A 14447-nucleotide genomic window follows, 5' to 3' on the forward strand; every position below is an offset into this window, starting at 1 on the left:
GCCCCATGAGGCTGGGCACCGACCGAAGGAATCCAGGTTGACCACTCTGATCACTGCCCCGACGCCCACCGAGCGCGACATCGTCGAGTTCCGTCGCCTCCACCAGGCCCTCGGCGACTCGATCGAGTCAGCGATCCACGGCAAGCGGGCAGTCATCGACCTCGTGTTGATCGCGACCTTCGCCGGCGGCCACGTGCTGCTCGAGGACGTCCCCGGCACGGGCAAGACGACGCTGGCACGAGCGGTCGCCAAGGCTCTGGGTGGTGAGCACCGGCGCGTGCAGTTCACGCCCGACCTGCTGCCCAGCGATGTGACCGGGACGAGCGTCTTCGATCCGCGCGACAGCCAGGTCCGGTTCCGACCTGGCCCCGTCTTCGCCAACGTCGTCCTTGCCGACGAGATCAACCGCGCTGCCGCCAAGACGCAGTCAGCGCTGCTGGAGGTGATGGAGGAGCACACCGTCACCGTCGATGGCGAGACGCACCACGTGCCGGCACCGTTCCTGGTCATCGCGACCCAGAACCCGGTCGACCTCGACGGCACCTACCGGCTCCCCGAGGCGCAGCTCGACCGGTTCCTGGTCAAGACGTCGCTGGGCTACCCCGACGCCGAGCACGAGATCGAGGTGCTCCGCCCCGGCAGCACGGCCGGTCGCATCGATGACGTCCGTCCCATCTCCACGCCCGGCGAGATCGCTGCCATCTCGGCATCGCTCGCGACCCTGCACGTCGCCGACCCGATCCTGCGCTACGTCCGCGAGATCGGCGTGGCGATCCGGCACGACGAGCGGGTGCGGCTCGGCGCCAGCACGCGCGGGCTGCGCGCTCTGGTCCGTTGCCTCCAGGTGTACGCCGCAGCGCGAGGCCGCCACTACGTCATCCCCGCGGACGTGCACCGTCTCGTCGAGCCCGTGCTCGCCCACCGCACGGTGCTCACCCGCGACGCCGTGCTGTCGGGGCACACGCAGTCGTCCGTGGTGTCCGAGGTGCTGGAGACAGTGGCCCCGCCACAGCCTGACCAGGTCTGAGGACCATGACTGTCTGGCAGACGCTGACCGTCCGTGGTCGCTGGGTCGGCGCCCTCGCCCTGGCGCTGACTTCTGCCGGCCTCAGCTGGAGCTATCCCGTCGTCGGGGCACTGGGCCTGGTCCTGGTCGCGCTCGTGACGGTGGAGCTCATCGCGGTCCTGACCAGCCGTGACCTCGCCATACACCGCACGGTCTCGCCACTCGTCGTGGTGCGACAGGGCCCCTGCGAGGGACACCTCACGCTCTCCGGTCGCAGACGCCAGGGCTTGATGCGTGCCGACGTGGCCGAACAGGTCGACGGTGAGCTGGTCCCGATAGACCTACCCGCACGACGCCCGGGTGCTGCCGAAGTCAGCTATCCGATTCCGACCCGCCGACGCGGCGTCCTCGTCGTCGGCCCGGTCCACGTGCGGCGCTCGTCCCTGGCGGGGATGGCCGCTCGAGCGAGCGAGGTCGGCGACGTGGTCTCGGTCCGGGTCCTGCCTCGGATCGTGCCGCTGACCTCGATGGCGAGGGGGCATCGCCGGGCACTGATGGGCGGCGACGACAGCGCGGAGCTCGGCGGCACCGACCTCGTCGGTCTCCACGAATACACGATGGGCGACGACCTGCGCCGCCTGCACTGGGCCACGTCCGCACGCACCGGCACGCTGATGGTGCGCGAGGACGCCGACCCGGCCGAGCCGCACGTCTGCGTCGTCCTCGACGATCGGTCCGCCAGCTATCTCGATCGCGCCGACGACTTCGAGGAGGCCGTCGAGCTGGCGGCTGCGCTGTGCCGCATCTCGGTCGAGGGCGGGCACCCGGTCCGGTTCCGCTCACTCAGCGGCCGCGACGAGATCGTGGTGCCGGGTTCGGCCAGCCGGCTGCCCCGGCGTGAGGCCCGCGACATCGACTGGTTGTTGACCGAGATCGACACCACCGACGACGACCGGATCGGCAACCTCGGTCGCCGCGACCTCGACGTGCTCGTGGCCGTGACCGGTCACGCGGGCGACGTACGCGACCTTGCTCGACACCTCGAAGGGGCGGAGGACACCGTCGTGTGCGTCGTCGACCCTCAGCCCACGATCGCAGCCGGACGCGAGGCCGGCGTGCTCGTGCTGCGCGGGCGCAGCTCGATCGATCTGGCCCGGCTCTGGGACACGGCGGTGGCCCGATGACGACCCAGCTGACCCAGGCGAGGCCGCCGGCCCAGGGCCTCCCGGTCGCCAACCCCGTCGCCAACCCCGTTGCCGCCCCCGGCCCCTCACTGGCGGTGGGTGTCTGGGCGGCAGCGCTGCTGGTCATCGGTTCGCTCTCGTTGGCGACCGCGTGGTCGGGCTGGGTCCCCGCCCTCGCCCTGACGGTGGCGGCGGTGCTCCCGCTCCTGATCGTGCGCCTCGTGCTGCGCGCTGGCATCTCACCCTGGGCCGGGGCCGGGGTGGTCGTGCTGCTGCTTCTCCTCCTCTCCTACCTCATGGCCGCGCGGGCGGAGACCTCCTTCGCCGACACGGTCCGCGACGCGGTTCCCCGCCTCCTCACCACGCCCCGCCCCTATCCGGTCCGCGCCGACCTGCTGGTCGCACCACTCACCTTGACGGGACTCGTCTCGGTGCTCGTCGCGCTGCGACTGGCCTCGTCGCACCGGGTCGCACCGGTGCTGGGCGCGAGCACTCTGTATGTCGCAGGCGCGCTGCTCACCGTCGGCGCCGGAGACAGGTGGGGGGTCGTGGCGGCGTTGATGCTGGCCGCGTCGGTCCTGGGTTGGGTCCTCCTCGACGAGCACCGGGAGCCGACGTCCCACCGGATCGCTGTCGCCGCTCCGCTCGCGGTGGCCGGTCTGGGGATCGTGGTCGCCGCGTCCTTGTTGCCGGCGGGCAGCCCCTTCCAGCCGCGCGACGTCGTCGACCCGCCGGTGGTCACCGTCGTGGCCAGCAGCCCGATGCCCCAGCTCGGCGCGTGGCAGGCAAGTCCCGACGAGCCGCTCTTCGAGGTCAGCGGGCCGGCCGTGCCGTTGCGACTCGTGACCCTGGACAGCTACGACGGCACACACTGGACCGCGCCGACGAGCTACGCGCCGCTCGGATCGACCGACGCGGAGCGGGTCCTGCCGGGCGGGCTGCGCACCCGCACCGTCAGCCTCCGGGTCCACCTCACCGAGCTGGGCGGCAACTGGCTGCCCACCCCCGGCTGGCCGACCGCCATCTCCGAGAGCCGAGCAGTTGTCGACAACGACACCGGCACGGCGTTCCTGGCCACGGCCGAGGCGATTGATCCGGCGATGGGCGCGGACCCCACCGATCCCGACTCCAGCCCCACCGACGACCTGACCTACGACGTCACCGGTCGCGTGGACGTCCCCCTCCCAGAAGCCTTGACCACAGCCGCCGTGCCAGCACCGGAAACGGTCTCGCGCTACGTCTCGCTGCCACCGTTGCCGGAGAAGCTTGCGCAGTTCGCAGATGGGGCCGCCGCAGGTGCGGCCACGCCCTACGAGCGCGCCAAGGTCCTGGAGAAGCTCGTCAAGGAAAGCGCCCAGCTCTCGGCCAAGGCCATCTCCGGCTCGCAGATCTGGCGGATCGAGTCCTTCCTCTACGGCAAGCGTGGCACAGATGCAGGCGCGCGGATGGGCACCTCCGAGCAGTTCGCGACGGCGTACGCCCTGCTGGCCCGCTACCACGGCCTGCCGACGCGCGTCGTCGTCGGTTTCCGTCCGGGCGACGAACAGCCGGACGGCACCCGGATCGTGCGCGGCGGCGACGCCTTCGCCTGGCCCGAGGTCTACTTCCAAGATCTTGGTTGGGTGGCGTTCTCCCCCACGCCCGACGACGACACGTTCCGCCGCGACGTCCCTCAGGAGTCCCGAGCACCGGACGACGGCGCCGACGACGAGATGAACCCCGATGATTCCGCCGCGTCGGGAGACTCAGAGGACGGAGCCGTCGCAGGGTCGACGGCGGAGAGCACCCTCACCTGGCAGGTGCTCGTGGCCGGCGCCGGAGGACTGGCCCTCCTCACCGGACTCGTCCTCGCCGCCGCCCGCGCCCTTCGCCGGCGACGGCACCGCCGCCGGGGTGCGTCTGGAGCCTGGGCAGAGGTGCTCGACGCGCTCCACCTCGCTGGCGACGCGCCGCCCCGTCACTGGTCGGCCAGCCAGGTCGCGGCAGCCACTGACGCGCGGCTCGCGATCACGTCCACGGCACCGATCGCCGTACACGCCGAACGGGCAGCGTTCTCGCCTGATCCGGCCGACGGGGCGGCGTCATGGGACGCGGACCTCGTGACGCTTCGCAAGTCCGTACGCCGCACGCTGCCGGTGTGGCGCCGATGGTGGTGGTCGCTCGACCCCCGGGTCTTCGCTCGGCGCTGAGCGCGGGTCAGCCGGACTTGTTGGTCAGGCAGCGTGGCTTGGACACGCCCAGCGCGCCGTCGGGCATGATCAGGCCCACGACGTAGCAGGAGCGCCGTGGGGGGAGCAGGTAGGCGAACTCGGTCTCGGTCTGACCGAACTCGAAGGCCTTCAGGAGGGCGGTCTCTGGTGTGCTCTGGGACATGTGGAACGTCGCCTCGCCGTCGCTCGGGTCCGTCCAGGAGGCGACGATCTTGCCGTCCTTGTAGGTGAGGCCCGTGAACACCGGCTTCAGGGCGGGGTCGGCGACATCGGGCGTGGGGTCGTCCTCCTCGGGCTCCCCGGTAAACGTGGGAATGGACCGACCCGCCAACCTGTCGTCGTCCGGTGCCGGCGACTGCTCCGAATCCTTGTCGCGCAGGACCGAGCCGGCCACGCCCAGCGCCGTACCGACGACGAGCGCGAGCACGCCCAGTCCGATCACCAGGCGGCGGCGTCCGGTGGGACTCGCGGCGGCGTCCTCGCCGACTGACGGCAGGTCGACGGCCCCCGGCTGGGCACGGTGCTCCTCCGGGAGTCCCATCCCCGTGGGTTCGGCATCCTTGGAAGCGGCGGCCGGCACGTGTGCGGCGGCCGAGAGCGCGACTGGGGCGGGCGCACCCTCCCAGTCCTCGGCGACGGGGGCCCGGGCGCCGGAGTCACGCTGTTCGCGGGGGCTGGTGCGGTCCGTGGGTGGACGTTCGTCCGAGCCCGCGGAGGGCGCCCACCCCTGGCCTGTCCGGTCGCTGGGGGCACCATCGCTGGGGGCACCATCGCTGCGGTGTTGCTCGGCGCGGGGTGCCGCCGGCTGCGGGGTGGGCGGGGCGGCTGGGGGTTTCCCCCCGGGCTCCCAGGCGCGATGACGGAGTCCGAGCAGCGCGTCGTGCAGCTCCCCGGCCGCGGACCAGCGGTCAGCCGTGTCCTTGGCCAGGCAGCGGCCGATGAGCTCCGCGAGCGCCTCGGCGCCCGGGGCGACGAGCGGCCGGTGCTCCTCGGTGCGGACACGGCGCAGGTAGGCCAGCGCGGAGTCCTCGTCGGGGTCGTCGCTCGCGAACGGCGGCCGGCCGTCCACCAGGGTGTAGAGGGTGGAGCCCAGCGACCAGACGTCGTCGGCGGCCGTGGGCGCATGTCCGTCCAGGACCTGCGGGGACGCATGGCGATAGGTGAACGTCTCGACCGAGCTCGTGTGCTCGGAGTCCGCCAGCCGGGCGATCCCGAAGTCCGCCAGCACCCACGAGGTGGGCAGGACGAGCACGTTCTGGGGCTTCACGTCGCGGTGGAGGACGCCGCGACCGTGAGCGAAGGACAACGCATCCGCGAGCACCAGGCCGACCCGGACGACCTCCTCGACCGGCAACGGCCCGAGCTGCTTGAGCCGGTCGTGCAGGGTGCCGTCGGGATAGAACTCCATGACGATGGCCGGCCGGCCGGACCCGGTGATGCCCGTCGCCAGCACGGTCACGATGTTGGGGTGCTGACGGCCCAGGTCGAGGGTGATCTCCACCTCGCGGGCGAAGCGGGCGGCACGCACGTCGTCGGCGACGTTGAGGACCTTGATCGCGACTTCTCGACCCAGTGAGTTCTCTCGCGCGCGATAGACGACCGAGTCGCCACCGACCCCGATCTCGCGGAGGTCGGAGTAGCCGTCCAACGTGTCGCGGACGGGCTCGGCGGCGGTCGGCGCAGGCGGCTTCCACGCGGCGTGGCCCGAGCCCTCCCCCGTCATGTCGCTGCCCCGCCTCCCGTTGCGTTGCCTGTCCGTGTCAGTCCTCTTCGACGACCTCGGTGTCGCTGCCTGTGGTGTCGTCAGCAGGCTCGGCGATCGTACCGTCCGGACGCAGGTTGGCGAGCTCCACCACGTTGCCCGAGGCATCGGTGACTTCTGCCGACTCAACGAGGGTCGCCAACGCCTTGCCCCGCAGGATCTCCTGGACCATGTCGGGGATGTGGTTGTGCTCGAACATGTGGTTGGCGAACTCCTGCGGATCCTGACCGGACTGCTGGGCACGTCGGACGAGGTGGGTCGACAGGTCCTGCTGGTCGACGCCGATCTCTTCCTTCTTGGCGATTGCGTCGAGGATGAACTGCGCGGCGACGGCGTCGCGGACGCGGCGATCCAGGTCGGCCTCGAACTCCTCGGTGGTCTGACCCTCGTCCTCGAGGTACTTCTCCATGGTCAGGCCGGCGTACATCAGCTGCTGCTCGACGTTCTGGCGACGCGCGTTGAGCTCGTCGGTGACCATCGTCTCGGGCAGCGGGACGGCGACCTTCTCGAGGAGGGCCTCCAGCACGGCGTCGCGGGCGGCAGCGGCCTGCTCGAGGCGCTTGCCGCGACCCAGGCGCTCCTTGACGTCGGCCACCAGCTCGTCCACGGTGTCGAACTCGGAGGCCATCTGGGTGAACTCCTCGTCCAGCTCGGGGAGCTCCTGCTGCTGGACAGCGGTCACCTTGACCGTCACCTCGACGTCCTCGCCGAGCAGGTCGCCACCGACGAGCTGGGAGGCGAAGGACTTCTCGTCGCCGGCACTCATTCCCGCCAGGGCCTCGTCGAGGCCCTCGAGCATGCCGCCGCGCCCGACCTTGTAGGACATGCCGCTGACGTCGCCGCCCTCGATGGCCTCGCCGTCCTGCATGGCGGTCAGGTCGATGGTGACGAAGTCGTCCTCGCCGGCCGCACGCTCCACGTCGACCAAGGTGCCGAAGCGCTCCCGCAGCGCCTGGACCTGCTCGTCGACCTCGGCGTCGGTGACCTCGACGTCCTCGACCTTCGCCTCGAGGGCGGAGTAGTCGGGAAGCTCGAAGTCCGGCTTGACGTCGACCTCTGCGGTGAACTCGAGGGCGGTGTTGTCCTCGAACTTGGTGACCTCGATCTCGGGCTGTGCGAGCGGCTCGAGCGAGTTCTCCTGCATGGCCTCGGCGTACTTCTGCGGGACGATCTCGTTGATCGCCTCGTCGAGCACGACACCGCGGCCGACCTGACGGTCGATGACGGCCGGCGGGACCTTGCCGCGGCGGAAACCGGGGACGTTGATCTGCTGCGCGATCTTCTTGTACGCCTTGTCGAGGCTCGGCTTGAGCTCCTCGAAGGGCACCTCGATGGTCAGCTTGGCCCGGGTCGGGCTCAAGTTCTCGACGGCGCTCTTCACAGGTGGTCTCCTTTGTTGTCTTCGGTGCCCGATGGTGCGGGCGTTTGCACATGTCAGTCGGGGCGACAGGACTCGAACCTGCGGTCTCCTGCTCCCAAAGCAGGCGCGCTAGCCACTACGCTACGCCCCGCCAAGTGGGTCAGGAGTGCCCGAGATCGGGCGCTTCTGACTCCCTTGGAGCGGATGACGGGAATCGAACCCGCGTAATCAGTTTGGAAGACTGGAGCTCTACCATTGAGCTACATCCGCACGCACGGGGGCTCCGCCCCGTGGACCCCCGGTCAGGGGCGCTGGCGCGACGCCTCAATGCGGAAACATGGTGCCACATCGGGCGTGATCGGCCACAACCGAGCCTCAGCGACGGTGCACCAGCAGCAGCGCCCGGTCGTCCTTGCGCGACCCGATCGACTCGATGATCCGGGTCGCTCCGCCGACGTACTCGCCCCTCAGCAGCCGTTCGGCCTCCCCCAGCATCTTGTCGACGCCCAGGCCGATGTCGCGGGTCCGCGTCTCCACCATGCCATCGGTGTAGAGGAGCAAGGCGTCCCCCGAGCGCAGGACTCCCGTGACCGGGTCGTACGTCGCCTCGTCGATCAGGCCCAGCACCGGGCCCTCCGCCGGGATCACCGACCACCGGCCCGATCCGGCAGCCCGGAGGGCCGCGGGCGGGTGGCCCGCCGACCGGATCTGGAACCTCCCGGTGTCCAGGTCGAGGGAGAGGTGGACCGCGCTGGCGAAGCCCTCTTCCCAGTCCTGACGCACCAGGAAGTCGTTGGCCGACTCCAGGAAGCGCTCGGGCGGCAGGGCGCCCAGCAGTCCGCCGAGCGCCCCGGAGAGCAGCAGGGCACGCGTCCCCGCGGCCTCACCCTTGCCCGATACGTCGACCACTGCCACGTCGAGCCGATCGCCCTTGCAGGCGGCCACCACGAAGTCGCCCGCGAAGGGCGTCCCCCCTGCGGACCGCAGCTGGCTCTCGACGTACCAGTTGGACGGCAGCTCGGGGATGCCGCCCTGCCGCAGGATCCGGTCACGCAGGTCGACGAGCATCGACTCGCCGCGCAGCCCGGCGACGCCCAGTTGTGAGCGCCGGAAGCTGGAGAGCAGGACGCCGCCGCACAGCCCGAACAGGATCGCGGCCTCGACCGCGGTGTGCGGATCGAACTCAGGTTGCTGCGTGACCACCAGGGTCAGGACCAGCAATGTCAGCACCACGAACCGCGGCAGCTGACGCGGCCCGAGGACGAGGTTGGCCACCGCGAGCGGAACGACCAGCAACGTCAACGGCACGTATTGGGGCGCCTGCCAGATCAAGACGCCGGCGACGCCCGTCAGGACGACGAGGGCCGTCAGCATGCGCGACTCACGTAGTAAGGCGCCCTGCAGCGCAGACGTGAGCCTTCTCCCGCGTGATGCCGGCGATGCCACCTCGCCCTCCCCGGCGTGCTGTCATATTCTGCTTTGCTGCCCCTGCTGCGGGTCATCCTACGGCGCGGGAGCGAAATCTCGGCTGGCACCGCGGGCACCAGAAGATGTTCCTGCCCCCCAGCGCTCCAGTTCGGACCGGGGCGCCGCAGACCAGGCAGGGCGCCGTGGTGCGCCGGTAGACGTAGACCTCGCCTCCATGGTCGTCCGTGCGCGCTGGCCGACCCATCGCCTCGGGGGTGTGCTCGGGCCTCACGGTGTCGATCCGGTTGTGCACCACGCCTTGGCGCATCAGGTCGACGAGGTCGGTCCACATGGCGCGCCACTGACTGACTCGCAACGTCTGGCCGGGTCGCAGTGGATGGATGCGGTGGCGGAAGAGCACCTCGGCGCGATAGACGTTGCCGACACCGGCCAGCACCTGCTGGTCCATCAGCAGCTCACCGATGGACCGTTGGCTGGCCTTGATCCGCCGCCAGGCCCGCTCCGGGTCCGCGTCGTCGCGGAGCGGGTCCGGCCCGAGGCGGGCCAGGACCTCGTCGCGGCGGCTCGGCCCGATCAGCTCGCACTGGATGGCGCCGCGCAGGTCGGCGTACGCATCCTCTTCTGCGGTGACGATGCGGAGCCGCACCTGACCCACCGGAAGGGGGACCTGATCGACGGCCGGGTGGACGTCGAAGGCGCCGATCAGACCGAGGTGGACGTGGACGAGGTGGTCGTGCTCGAACTCGATGAACAGATGCTTGCCCGCTGAGTCGGCGCCGATCAGCCGGGTGCCGTCCACCACGGCGGCATCGGCGGCAAACCTCCCCTGGGGGCTGCCGGTGTGGACCAACCGCCCCGCGAAGGCCGCTTCGAGATCGTCGGCGAGTCTACTGAGGGTGTGTCCCTCAGGCACCTGCCGGGCCCTCGACGGTGCCCTGGAACGCCGACTCAGGAAGCGGCGGCAGCTCGCCGCTCTTGTCGTACGTCGCAATCTGGGCGATGCGACGCACATGCCGCTCGTCGTGGGTGAACGGCGTGGTGAGGAAGACCTCGATGAAGCGGGTCATGTCCTCCACCGTGTGCATGCGCCCACCCACGGACACGACGTTGGCATCGTTGTGCTCGCGCGCCAGCACGGCGGTCTCCTCAGACCAGGCGAGCGCGCACCGGACGCCCTCGACCTTGTTGGCCGCCATCTGCTCGCCGTTGCCGGAGCCGCCGATGACGACACCGAGGCTGTCCAGCCCCTCGGCACGGTCGCCGGCCACTCCCTCTCCCGCGCGCAGGCAGAAGACGGGATAGTCGTCGACGGCGTCGTGGACGAAGGGTCCGTGGTCCACCGGCTCGTAGCCGTGGTCGACCAGCCACTTCATCAGGTGGTCCTTGAGCTCGAGGCCGGCGTGGTCGGAGCCGAGGTGTACGCGCATTCCCCCAGTCTTGCAGGGCGCGCCCCCCGCCGCTTCACCAAGGTATGTCGGTCAATGGGCACTTCCCGTGGTCAATCGACGACGGGAAGTGCCTGTTCGCCGACATCCCATGGGGAACAGTCAGCAGCGGAGGCGGGTCAGGACAGGTGCTGGTCGATGAACGCTGCGCCCTGCCTCAGCAGGGGCTCGGCCGCCGCGAACTGCGGGTGCCGCCAGAAGCCGTGGGTCTGACCCAGGCACCTGATCGCCACCGTCTCCACACCCGTCTCGACGATCCGGCGGGCCAGCTCCTCGCCCTCGTCACGCAGCGGGTCGAACTCCGCGGTGGCCACGAAGGTCGGTGGCAGTGTGTCGAAATTGGTGGCGTTGAGGGGCGCCACGTCCGGGTGGGTCCAGTCCGCCTCGGCGGCGTACTGCTCCCAGTACCAGCGCGCCTCGCGCGGCTCGAAGCCGCTCTCCTGGCCGACGGTGTAGGACGCGAAGCTCGCCGTCGGATCGAGGAACGGGTAGATGAGCACGACCGCGCCGAAGAAGCCTGGGTTGCGCAGGGCCGCGACCAGAGCGAGGTTGGCGCCGGCTGAGTCACCGTGTGCGGCGTACGGCCCGGACGGCCCCTCGCGCCGCAGCCAGCCGACGACCGTGTCGAGGTCGTCGGTCGCCGCCGGGAAGGGGTGCTCGGGCGGCTTGCGATAGCCGACGCTGAGCACCCGACGCCGGACCCGGTTGGCCAGTCGGCGGCAGACAGCGTCGTGGACGTCGATGTCGTTGAGCACGAACCCGCCACCGTGGGCGTGCACGACGACACCGTCGCGTGCGTCCTCGGGAGTGAAGAGCCGGCACGGGACCCCGTCCGCGTCGACGTCGGTGGCGCTCGCCACCTCCTCGCGGGACTGCTTGAGGTTGAAGCGCCTGACCTTCTCCCGGTGCGCTGCCAGGTCGAAGCCCTCAGCTCGGAAGTCCGTCGGGGTGTCAGCCTCGACGGACGCGCGGACCTCGGGATACATGCCGATCATTCTGCCGGACCCGAGCGATTCTGCTGTCAGAGGTCTCGCTGGACAGCAGAAACGCTCGGAAGGTCGGCTGCACACCTGGGGGATGACCCCGAAGGCAGGACTCAGCGGGCCATCAAGGCGTCGAGGCCGACGGCGACGGCGGCGGCGATGCGGAAGTCGACCCGGGTGTCCGCGACCGTCACGTTGTAGCGGTCGCCGATCGACATCCGGCGCTCGACCGAGAACAGCTTCTGGCCCTGCGCGTCGACGAAGTCGAAGTGGATGGGCAGCATGGGAATCTCGGTGAACCGGCGCAGCAGCCCGACCAGCTGGTTGCGTTCCTGGCCGGTGCCGGCGAAGCCCGCTCCCTCGATGTGGAAGGTGGAGCGCAACAGCGAGGCGCCGAAATCCTTCTTGAAGAAGCCGATCTGCTGGCCGCCCTCGTCGGTGATGTCGTAGCCCGCATTGAGGTCGAGCTTCTTGCGGGCCTTGAACCCGAAGACCGCGCGCGACTTGCCGGTGTCGGAGTAGAAGGTCACCTGCTCCTTGAAGGCCATCCGCTTCTGCTCGGCGAGCGCCAACAGGCGCACCGGGTTGAAGGACTGGTCCGACTCGGAGATCTCGTAGCGGTTGACCATCATCGTCAGCTTCTGCTTCACGACGAAGTAGGGGACGTGCATGTGGGCAGCGGGTTGGTCGGTCACGGCGCGAGCCTAGTCACTGTTCGCGTGCCGCGGCGTTCGGACGGGCCACGATCGTCACCGCAGCTGCTTCTCGAACCACCAGCCGGCGTCGGGGTTGCCGTTGTAGTCGTCGATCTCGACATACCCCGTCGCCCGGTAGAGACCGATGGCCGGCTGCATGTCACGGCCGGTGTCCAGGCGGGCGACCCGGGCCCCCAGGGCCACCCCGGCGTCCTCGAGCTCACCGAGGAGCCGACGGGCCAGTCCTGCCCCGCGGGCCGACGGGTCGACGTACATCCGCTTGATCTCGCACACGTCGGGCGAGAGCAGGCGCACACCTCCGCACGCGACGGCCTCGTCCCCGCGCTCGGTCGAACACCAGCCGACCAGCCATGCTCCCTGCGGGGGCACGAGCTGCGCGGGCGTCACGCCCCCGATCCACCCGTGGTTGAGCGTCACCCCGAGCGAGACCAGCTCGGCTTCGTATGCCGCCAGCAGCCGGCCGGACTCGGGCGAGTCCGACGCGGCCGGCCGCAGGATGACCTCAGCCAAGCCTCGCCAGCTCCTCGTCGACGACCGAGGGGTCGAGCTTGGTGAAGACCGGCGTCGGCTTGTCGACCGTGGCGCCCACGGTGACCGGGCGCGACTGCCAACCAGGTGTCCCGGTGTAGTCGCCGGTGATGACGGGGTAGGACGTGAGGCCGGCGCCGTTGTCGGGGTCGAGCTCGGGCACGTGGTCGACCAGCGGCATGGGCATCAGCTCACCCTCACCACCCAGGATCAGGTGCACCTTGTTGGCGGCGTGTGGCAGGAACGGCGACAACAGGACGTTGCAGTCGACGACGCACTGCGCGGCGACGTGCAGGACGGTCGCGAGCCGCTCGCGCTGGGACTCGTCCTTCATCTTGTAGGGCTCGGTGACGGTGACGTATTTGTTGACCTCGCCGACGATCCGCATCGCCTCGCTCGTGGCGGCACGCAGCCGGTGTCGGCCTAGCAGGTCACCCACGGAGTCGAAGCCCTCGCGCACCGCGGCGAGCACGGCCTCGTCGACGGGTTCGAGGGCCGAGGCGGCCGGGATCTCCCCGAAGCTCTTGGCGATCATGGTCGCCGTGCGGTTGACGAGGTTGCCCCAGCCCGCCACCAGCTCGGAGTTGTTGCGGGTCACGAAGTCGGCCCAGGTGAAGGCGGCGTCGGACGTCTCCGGCCCGGCCGCACAGATGTAGTAGCGCAGGGCGTCGGGGCCGTAGCGCGCCAGGAAGTCGCCCACGTAGATCACGTGACCCCGCGAGGTGGAGAACTGCTGGTCGCCCATCGTCAGGTATTCCGAGGAGACCACCTCAGTAGGCAGGTTGAGGACGCCGTAGTCCCCGGGAGTGCCGCCGCGGGCGCCCTGGCCGTTGTACGCCAGCAGCTCGGCCGGCCAGATCTGCGAGTGGAAGACGATGTTGTCCTTGCCCATGAAGTAGTAGGACAGGGCTTCGGGATCGTTCCACCAGGCTCGCCATGCCTCCGGGTCGCCTCCCCCGGATTCAGCAGAGCGGCGCGCCCACTCGATCGAGGCGGACAGATAGCCGACCACCGCGTCGAACCAGACGTAGAGCCGCTTGGTCGGCTGGTCCTCCCAGCCCGGCACCGGGATGCCCCAGTCGATGTCACGCGTCATCGCGCGCGGCCGGATCTCCTTGAGGATGTTCTGGCTGAACTTGATGACGTTGGGGCGCCACGTGCTGGAGGCCTCACGCTCGTCGAGCCAGCCACCGAGGGCCTCGGCCAGCGCAGGCAGGTCGAGGAAGTAGTGCTGGGTGTCCACGAAGCTCGGCGTCTCGCCGTTGATCTTCGATCGGGGGTCGATCAGGTCGGTCGCATCCAGCTGGTTGCCGCAGTTGTCGCACTGGTCGCCCCGCGCGTCGGCGTACTTGCAGATCGGACAGGTCCCCTCGATGTAGCGGTCGGGCAGGGTGCGACCCGTGGAGGGGCTGATGGCGGACTGCGTGGTCTGCTCGACCATGTAGCCGTTGCGAAGGACGGTGGAGAACATCTCCTGGACGACGCCGTAGTGGTTGCCGGTGGTGGTGCGGGTGAAGAGGTCGTAGGACAGGCCGAGGTCGACGAGGTCGGTGACGATGACCGCGTTGTTCTTGTCCGCGAGGTCCTTGGCGCTCAAGCCCTCCTTGTCGGCCGTGACCAGGATCGGGGTGCCGTGCTCGTCGGTGCCCGAGACCATGAGCACGTCGTGACCGGCCATCCGCATGAACCGACTGAAGACGTCGGAGGGCACGCCGAAACCGGCCACGTGGCCGATGTGGCGCGGGCCGTTGGCATACGGCCAGGCAACTGCGGAGAGGACATGGGTCATGCGGGGAATCCTAGTGAGCGCTGGCCACCCGGATTC

12 protein-coding genes and 2 tRNA genes are annotated in these 14447 nt (G+C 70.0%); 3 read left to right on the forward strand and 11 right to left on the reverse strand.

What is annotated here, in order from left to right; all coding sequences use genetic code 11:
• Window positions 1-37: 37 nt before the first annotated feature.
• Genes VNJ48_RS15300 through VNJ48_RS15310 form a run of 3 tightly spaced genes read left to right on the forward strand, consistent with a single transcriptional unit; the run spans window position 38 to window position 4379 of the window.
• Window positions 38-1027 carry a MoxR family ATPase gene (locus VNJ48_RS15300; protein ID WP_325603599.1) on the forward strand — a complete coding sequence of 330 codons (990 nt, stop codon included), beginning with the start codon at window positions 38-40 and terminating at the stop codon, window positions 1025-1027.
• Window positions 1028-1032: 5 nt separating this feature from the next.
• Window positions 1033-2190 (forward strand): DUF58 domain-containing protein, encoded by a 1158-nt coding sequence (locus VNJ48_RS15305; RefSeq protein WP_325603601.1) that lies wholly within the window; start codon window positions 1033-1035, stop codon window positions 2188-2190.
• Window positions 2187-4379 carry a DUF3488 and transglutaminase-like domain-containing protein gene (locus VNJ48_RS15310; RefSeq protein WP_325603603.1) on the forward strand — a complete coding sequence of 731 codons (2193 nt, stop codon included), beginning with the start codon at window positions 2187-2189 and terminating at the stop codon, window positions 4377-4379. The genes VNJ48_RS15305 and VNJ48_RS15310 overlap by 4 nt, the downstream gene beginning before the upstream one ends.
• Window positions 4380-4386: 7 nt before the next feature.
• Here VNJ48_RS15310 and VNJ48_RS15315 read toward each other — a convergent pair whose 3' ends face one another.
• From VNJ48_RS15315 to metG, 11 genes are all read right to left on the reverse strand, one after another.
• Complete coding sequence (locus tag VNJ48_RS15315) at window positions 4387-6123, reverse strand: serine/threonine-protein kinase (protein ID WP_325603605.1); 1737 nt, start codon at window positions 6121-6123, stop codon at window positions 4387-4389.
• Between the two features lie 37 nt (window positions 6124-6160).
• Window positions 6161-7543, reverse strand: a complete 1383-nt coding sequence (gene tig / locus VNJ48_RS15320; RefSeq protein ID WP_325603606.1) for a trigger factor — start codon at window positions 7541-7543, stop codon at window positions 6161-6163.
• A gap of 57 nt (window positions 7544-7600) precedes the next feature.
• A tRNA-Pro gene (locus VNJ48_RS15325) sits at window positions 7601-7673 on the reverse strand.
• Window positions 7674-7718: 45 nt separating this feature from the next.
• Window positions 7719-7792: transfer RNA gene (locus VNJ48_RS15330), tRNA-Gly, on the reverse strand.
• 105 nt (window positions 7793-7897) lie between these two features.
• Window positions 7898-8896 (reverse strand): PP2C family protein-serine/threonine phosphatase, encoded by a 999-nt coding sequence (locus tag VNJ48_RS15335; protein ID WP_325603607.1) that lies wholly within the window; start codon window positions 8894-8896, stop codon window positions 7898-7900.
• A 124-nt stretch (window positions 8897-9020) separates the two neighbouring features.
• Complete coding sequence (locus VNJ48_RS15340; protein ID WP_325603608.1) at window positions 9021-9863, reverse strand: Fpg/Nei family DNA glycosylase; 843 nt, start codon at window positions 9861-9863, stop codon at window positions 9021-9023.
• A complete protein-coding gene (locus VNJ48_RS15345) occupies window positions 9856-10377 on the reverse strand; it encodes a ribose-5-phosphate isomerase (RefSeq protein WP_325603610.1) in 522 nt (173 codons plus the stop codon). Before VNJ48_RS15345 ends, VNJ48_RS15340 begins: the two co-directional genes overlap by 8 nt.
• A gap of 137 nt (window positions 10378-10514) precedes the next feature.
• On the reverse strand, window positions 10515-11381 hold the full coding sequence (locus VNJ48_RS15350; RefSeq protein WP_325603612.1) for an alpha/beta hydrolase: 867 nt from the start codon (window positions 11379-11381) through the stop codon (window positions 10515-10517).
• 110 nt (window positions 11382-11491) lie between these two features.
• Entirely contained in the window at window positions 11492-12073 is a 582-nt protein-coding gene (locus VNJ48_RS15355) for a hypothetical protein (RefSeq protein WP_325603614.1), read from the reverse strand.
• Window positions 12074-12127: 54 nt separating this feature from the next.
• Window positions 12128-12604: a GNAT family N-acetyltransferase gene (locus VNJ48_RS15360; protein ID WP_325603616.1), complete on the reverse strand. Its 477-nt coding sequence runs from the start codon at window positions 12602-12604 to the stop codon at window positions 12128-12130.
• Entirely contained in the window at window positions 12597-14411 is a 1815-nt protein-coding gene (gene metG / locus VNJ48_RS15365; protein ID WP_325603618.1) for a methionine--tRNA ligase, read from the reverse strand. Before metG ends, VNJ48_RS15360 begins: the two co-directional genes overlap by 8 nt.
• Window positions 14412-14447: the final 36 nt, after the last annotated feature.

Origin of the sequence: Nocardioides sp., assembly GCF_035576065.1 — a bacterium.
Taxonomy (GTDB): domain Bacteria; phylum Actinomycetota; class Actinomycetes; order Propionibacteriales; family Nocardioidaceae; genus Nocardioides.

Excerpts from the sequence above, each read along its gene's own strand:
- VNJ48_RS15315 (WP_325603605.1), bottom strand. The coding sequence starts at position 6,123 with ATGACGGGGGAGGGCTCGGGCCACGCCGCGTGGAAGCCGCCTGCGCCG.
- VNJ48_RS15335 (WP_325603607.1), bottom strand. The coding sequence starts at position 8,896 with ATGCTGACGGCCCTCGTCGTCCTGACGGGCGTCGCCGGCGTCTTGATC.
- VNJ48_RS15345 (WP_325603610.1), bottom strand. The coding sequence starts at position 10,377 with ATGCGCGTACACCTCGGCTCCGACCACGCCGGCCTCGAGCTCAAGGAC.
- metG (WP_325603618.1), bottom strand. The coding sequence starts at position 14,411 with ATGACCCATGTCCTCTCCGCAGTTGCCTGGCCGTATGCCAACGGCCCG.
- VNJ48_RS15350 (WP_325603612.1), bottom strand. The coding sequence starts at position 11,381 with ATGTATCCCGAGGTCCGCGCGTCCGTCGAGGCTGACACCCCGACGGAC.
- VNJ48_RS15305 (WP_325603601.1), top strand. The coding sequence starts at position 1,033 with ATGACTGTCTGGCAGACGCTGACCGTCCGTGGTCGCTGGGTCGGCGCC.
- VNJ48_RS15310 (WP_325603603.1), top strand. The coding sequence starts at position 2,187 with ATGACGACCCAGCTGACCCAGGCGAGGCCGCCGGCCCAGGGCCTCCCG.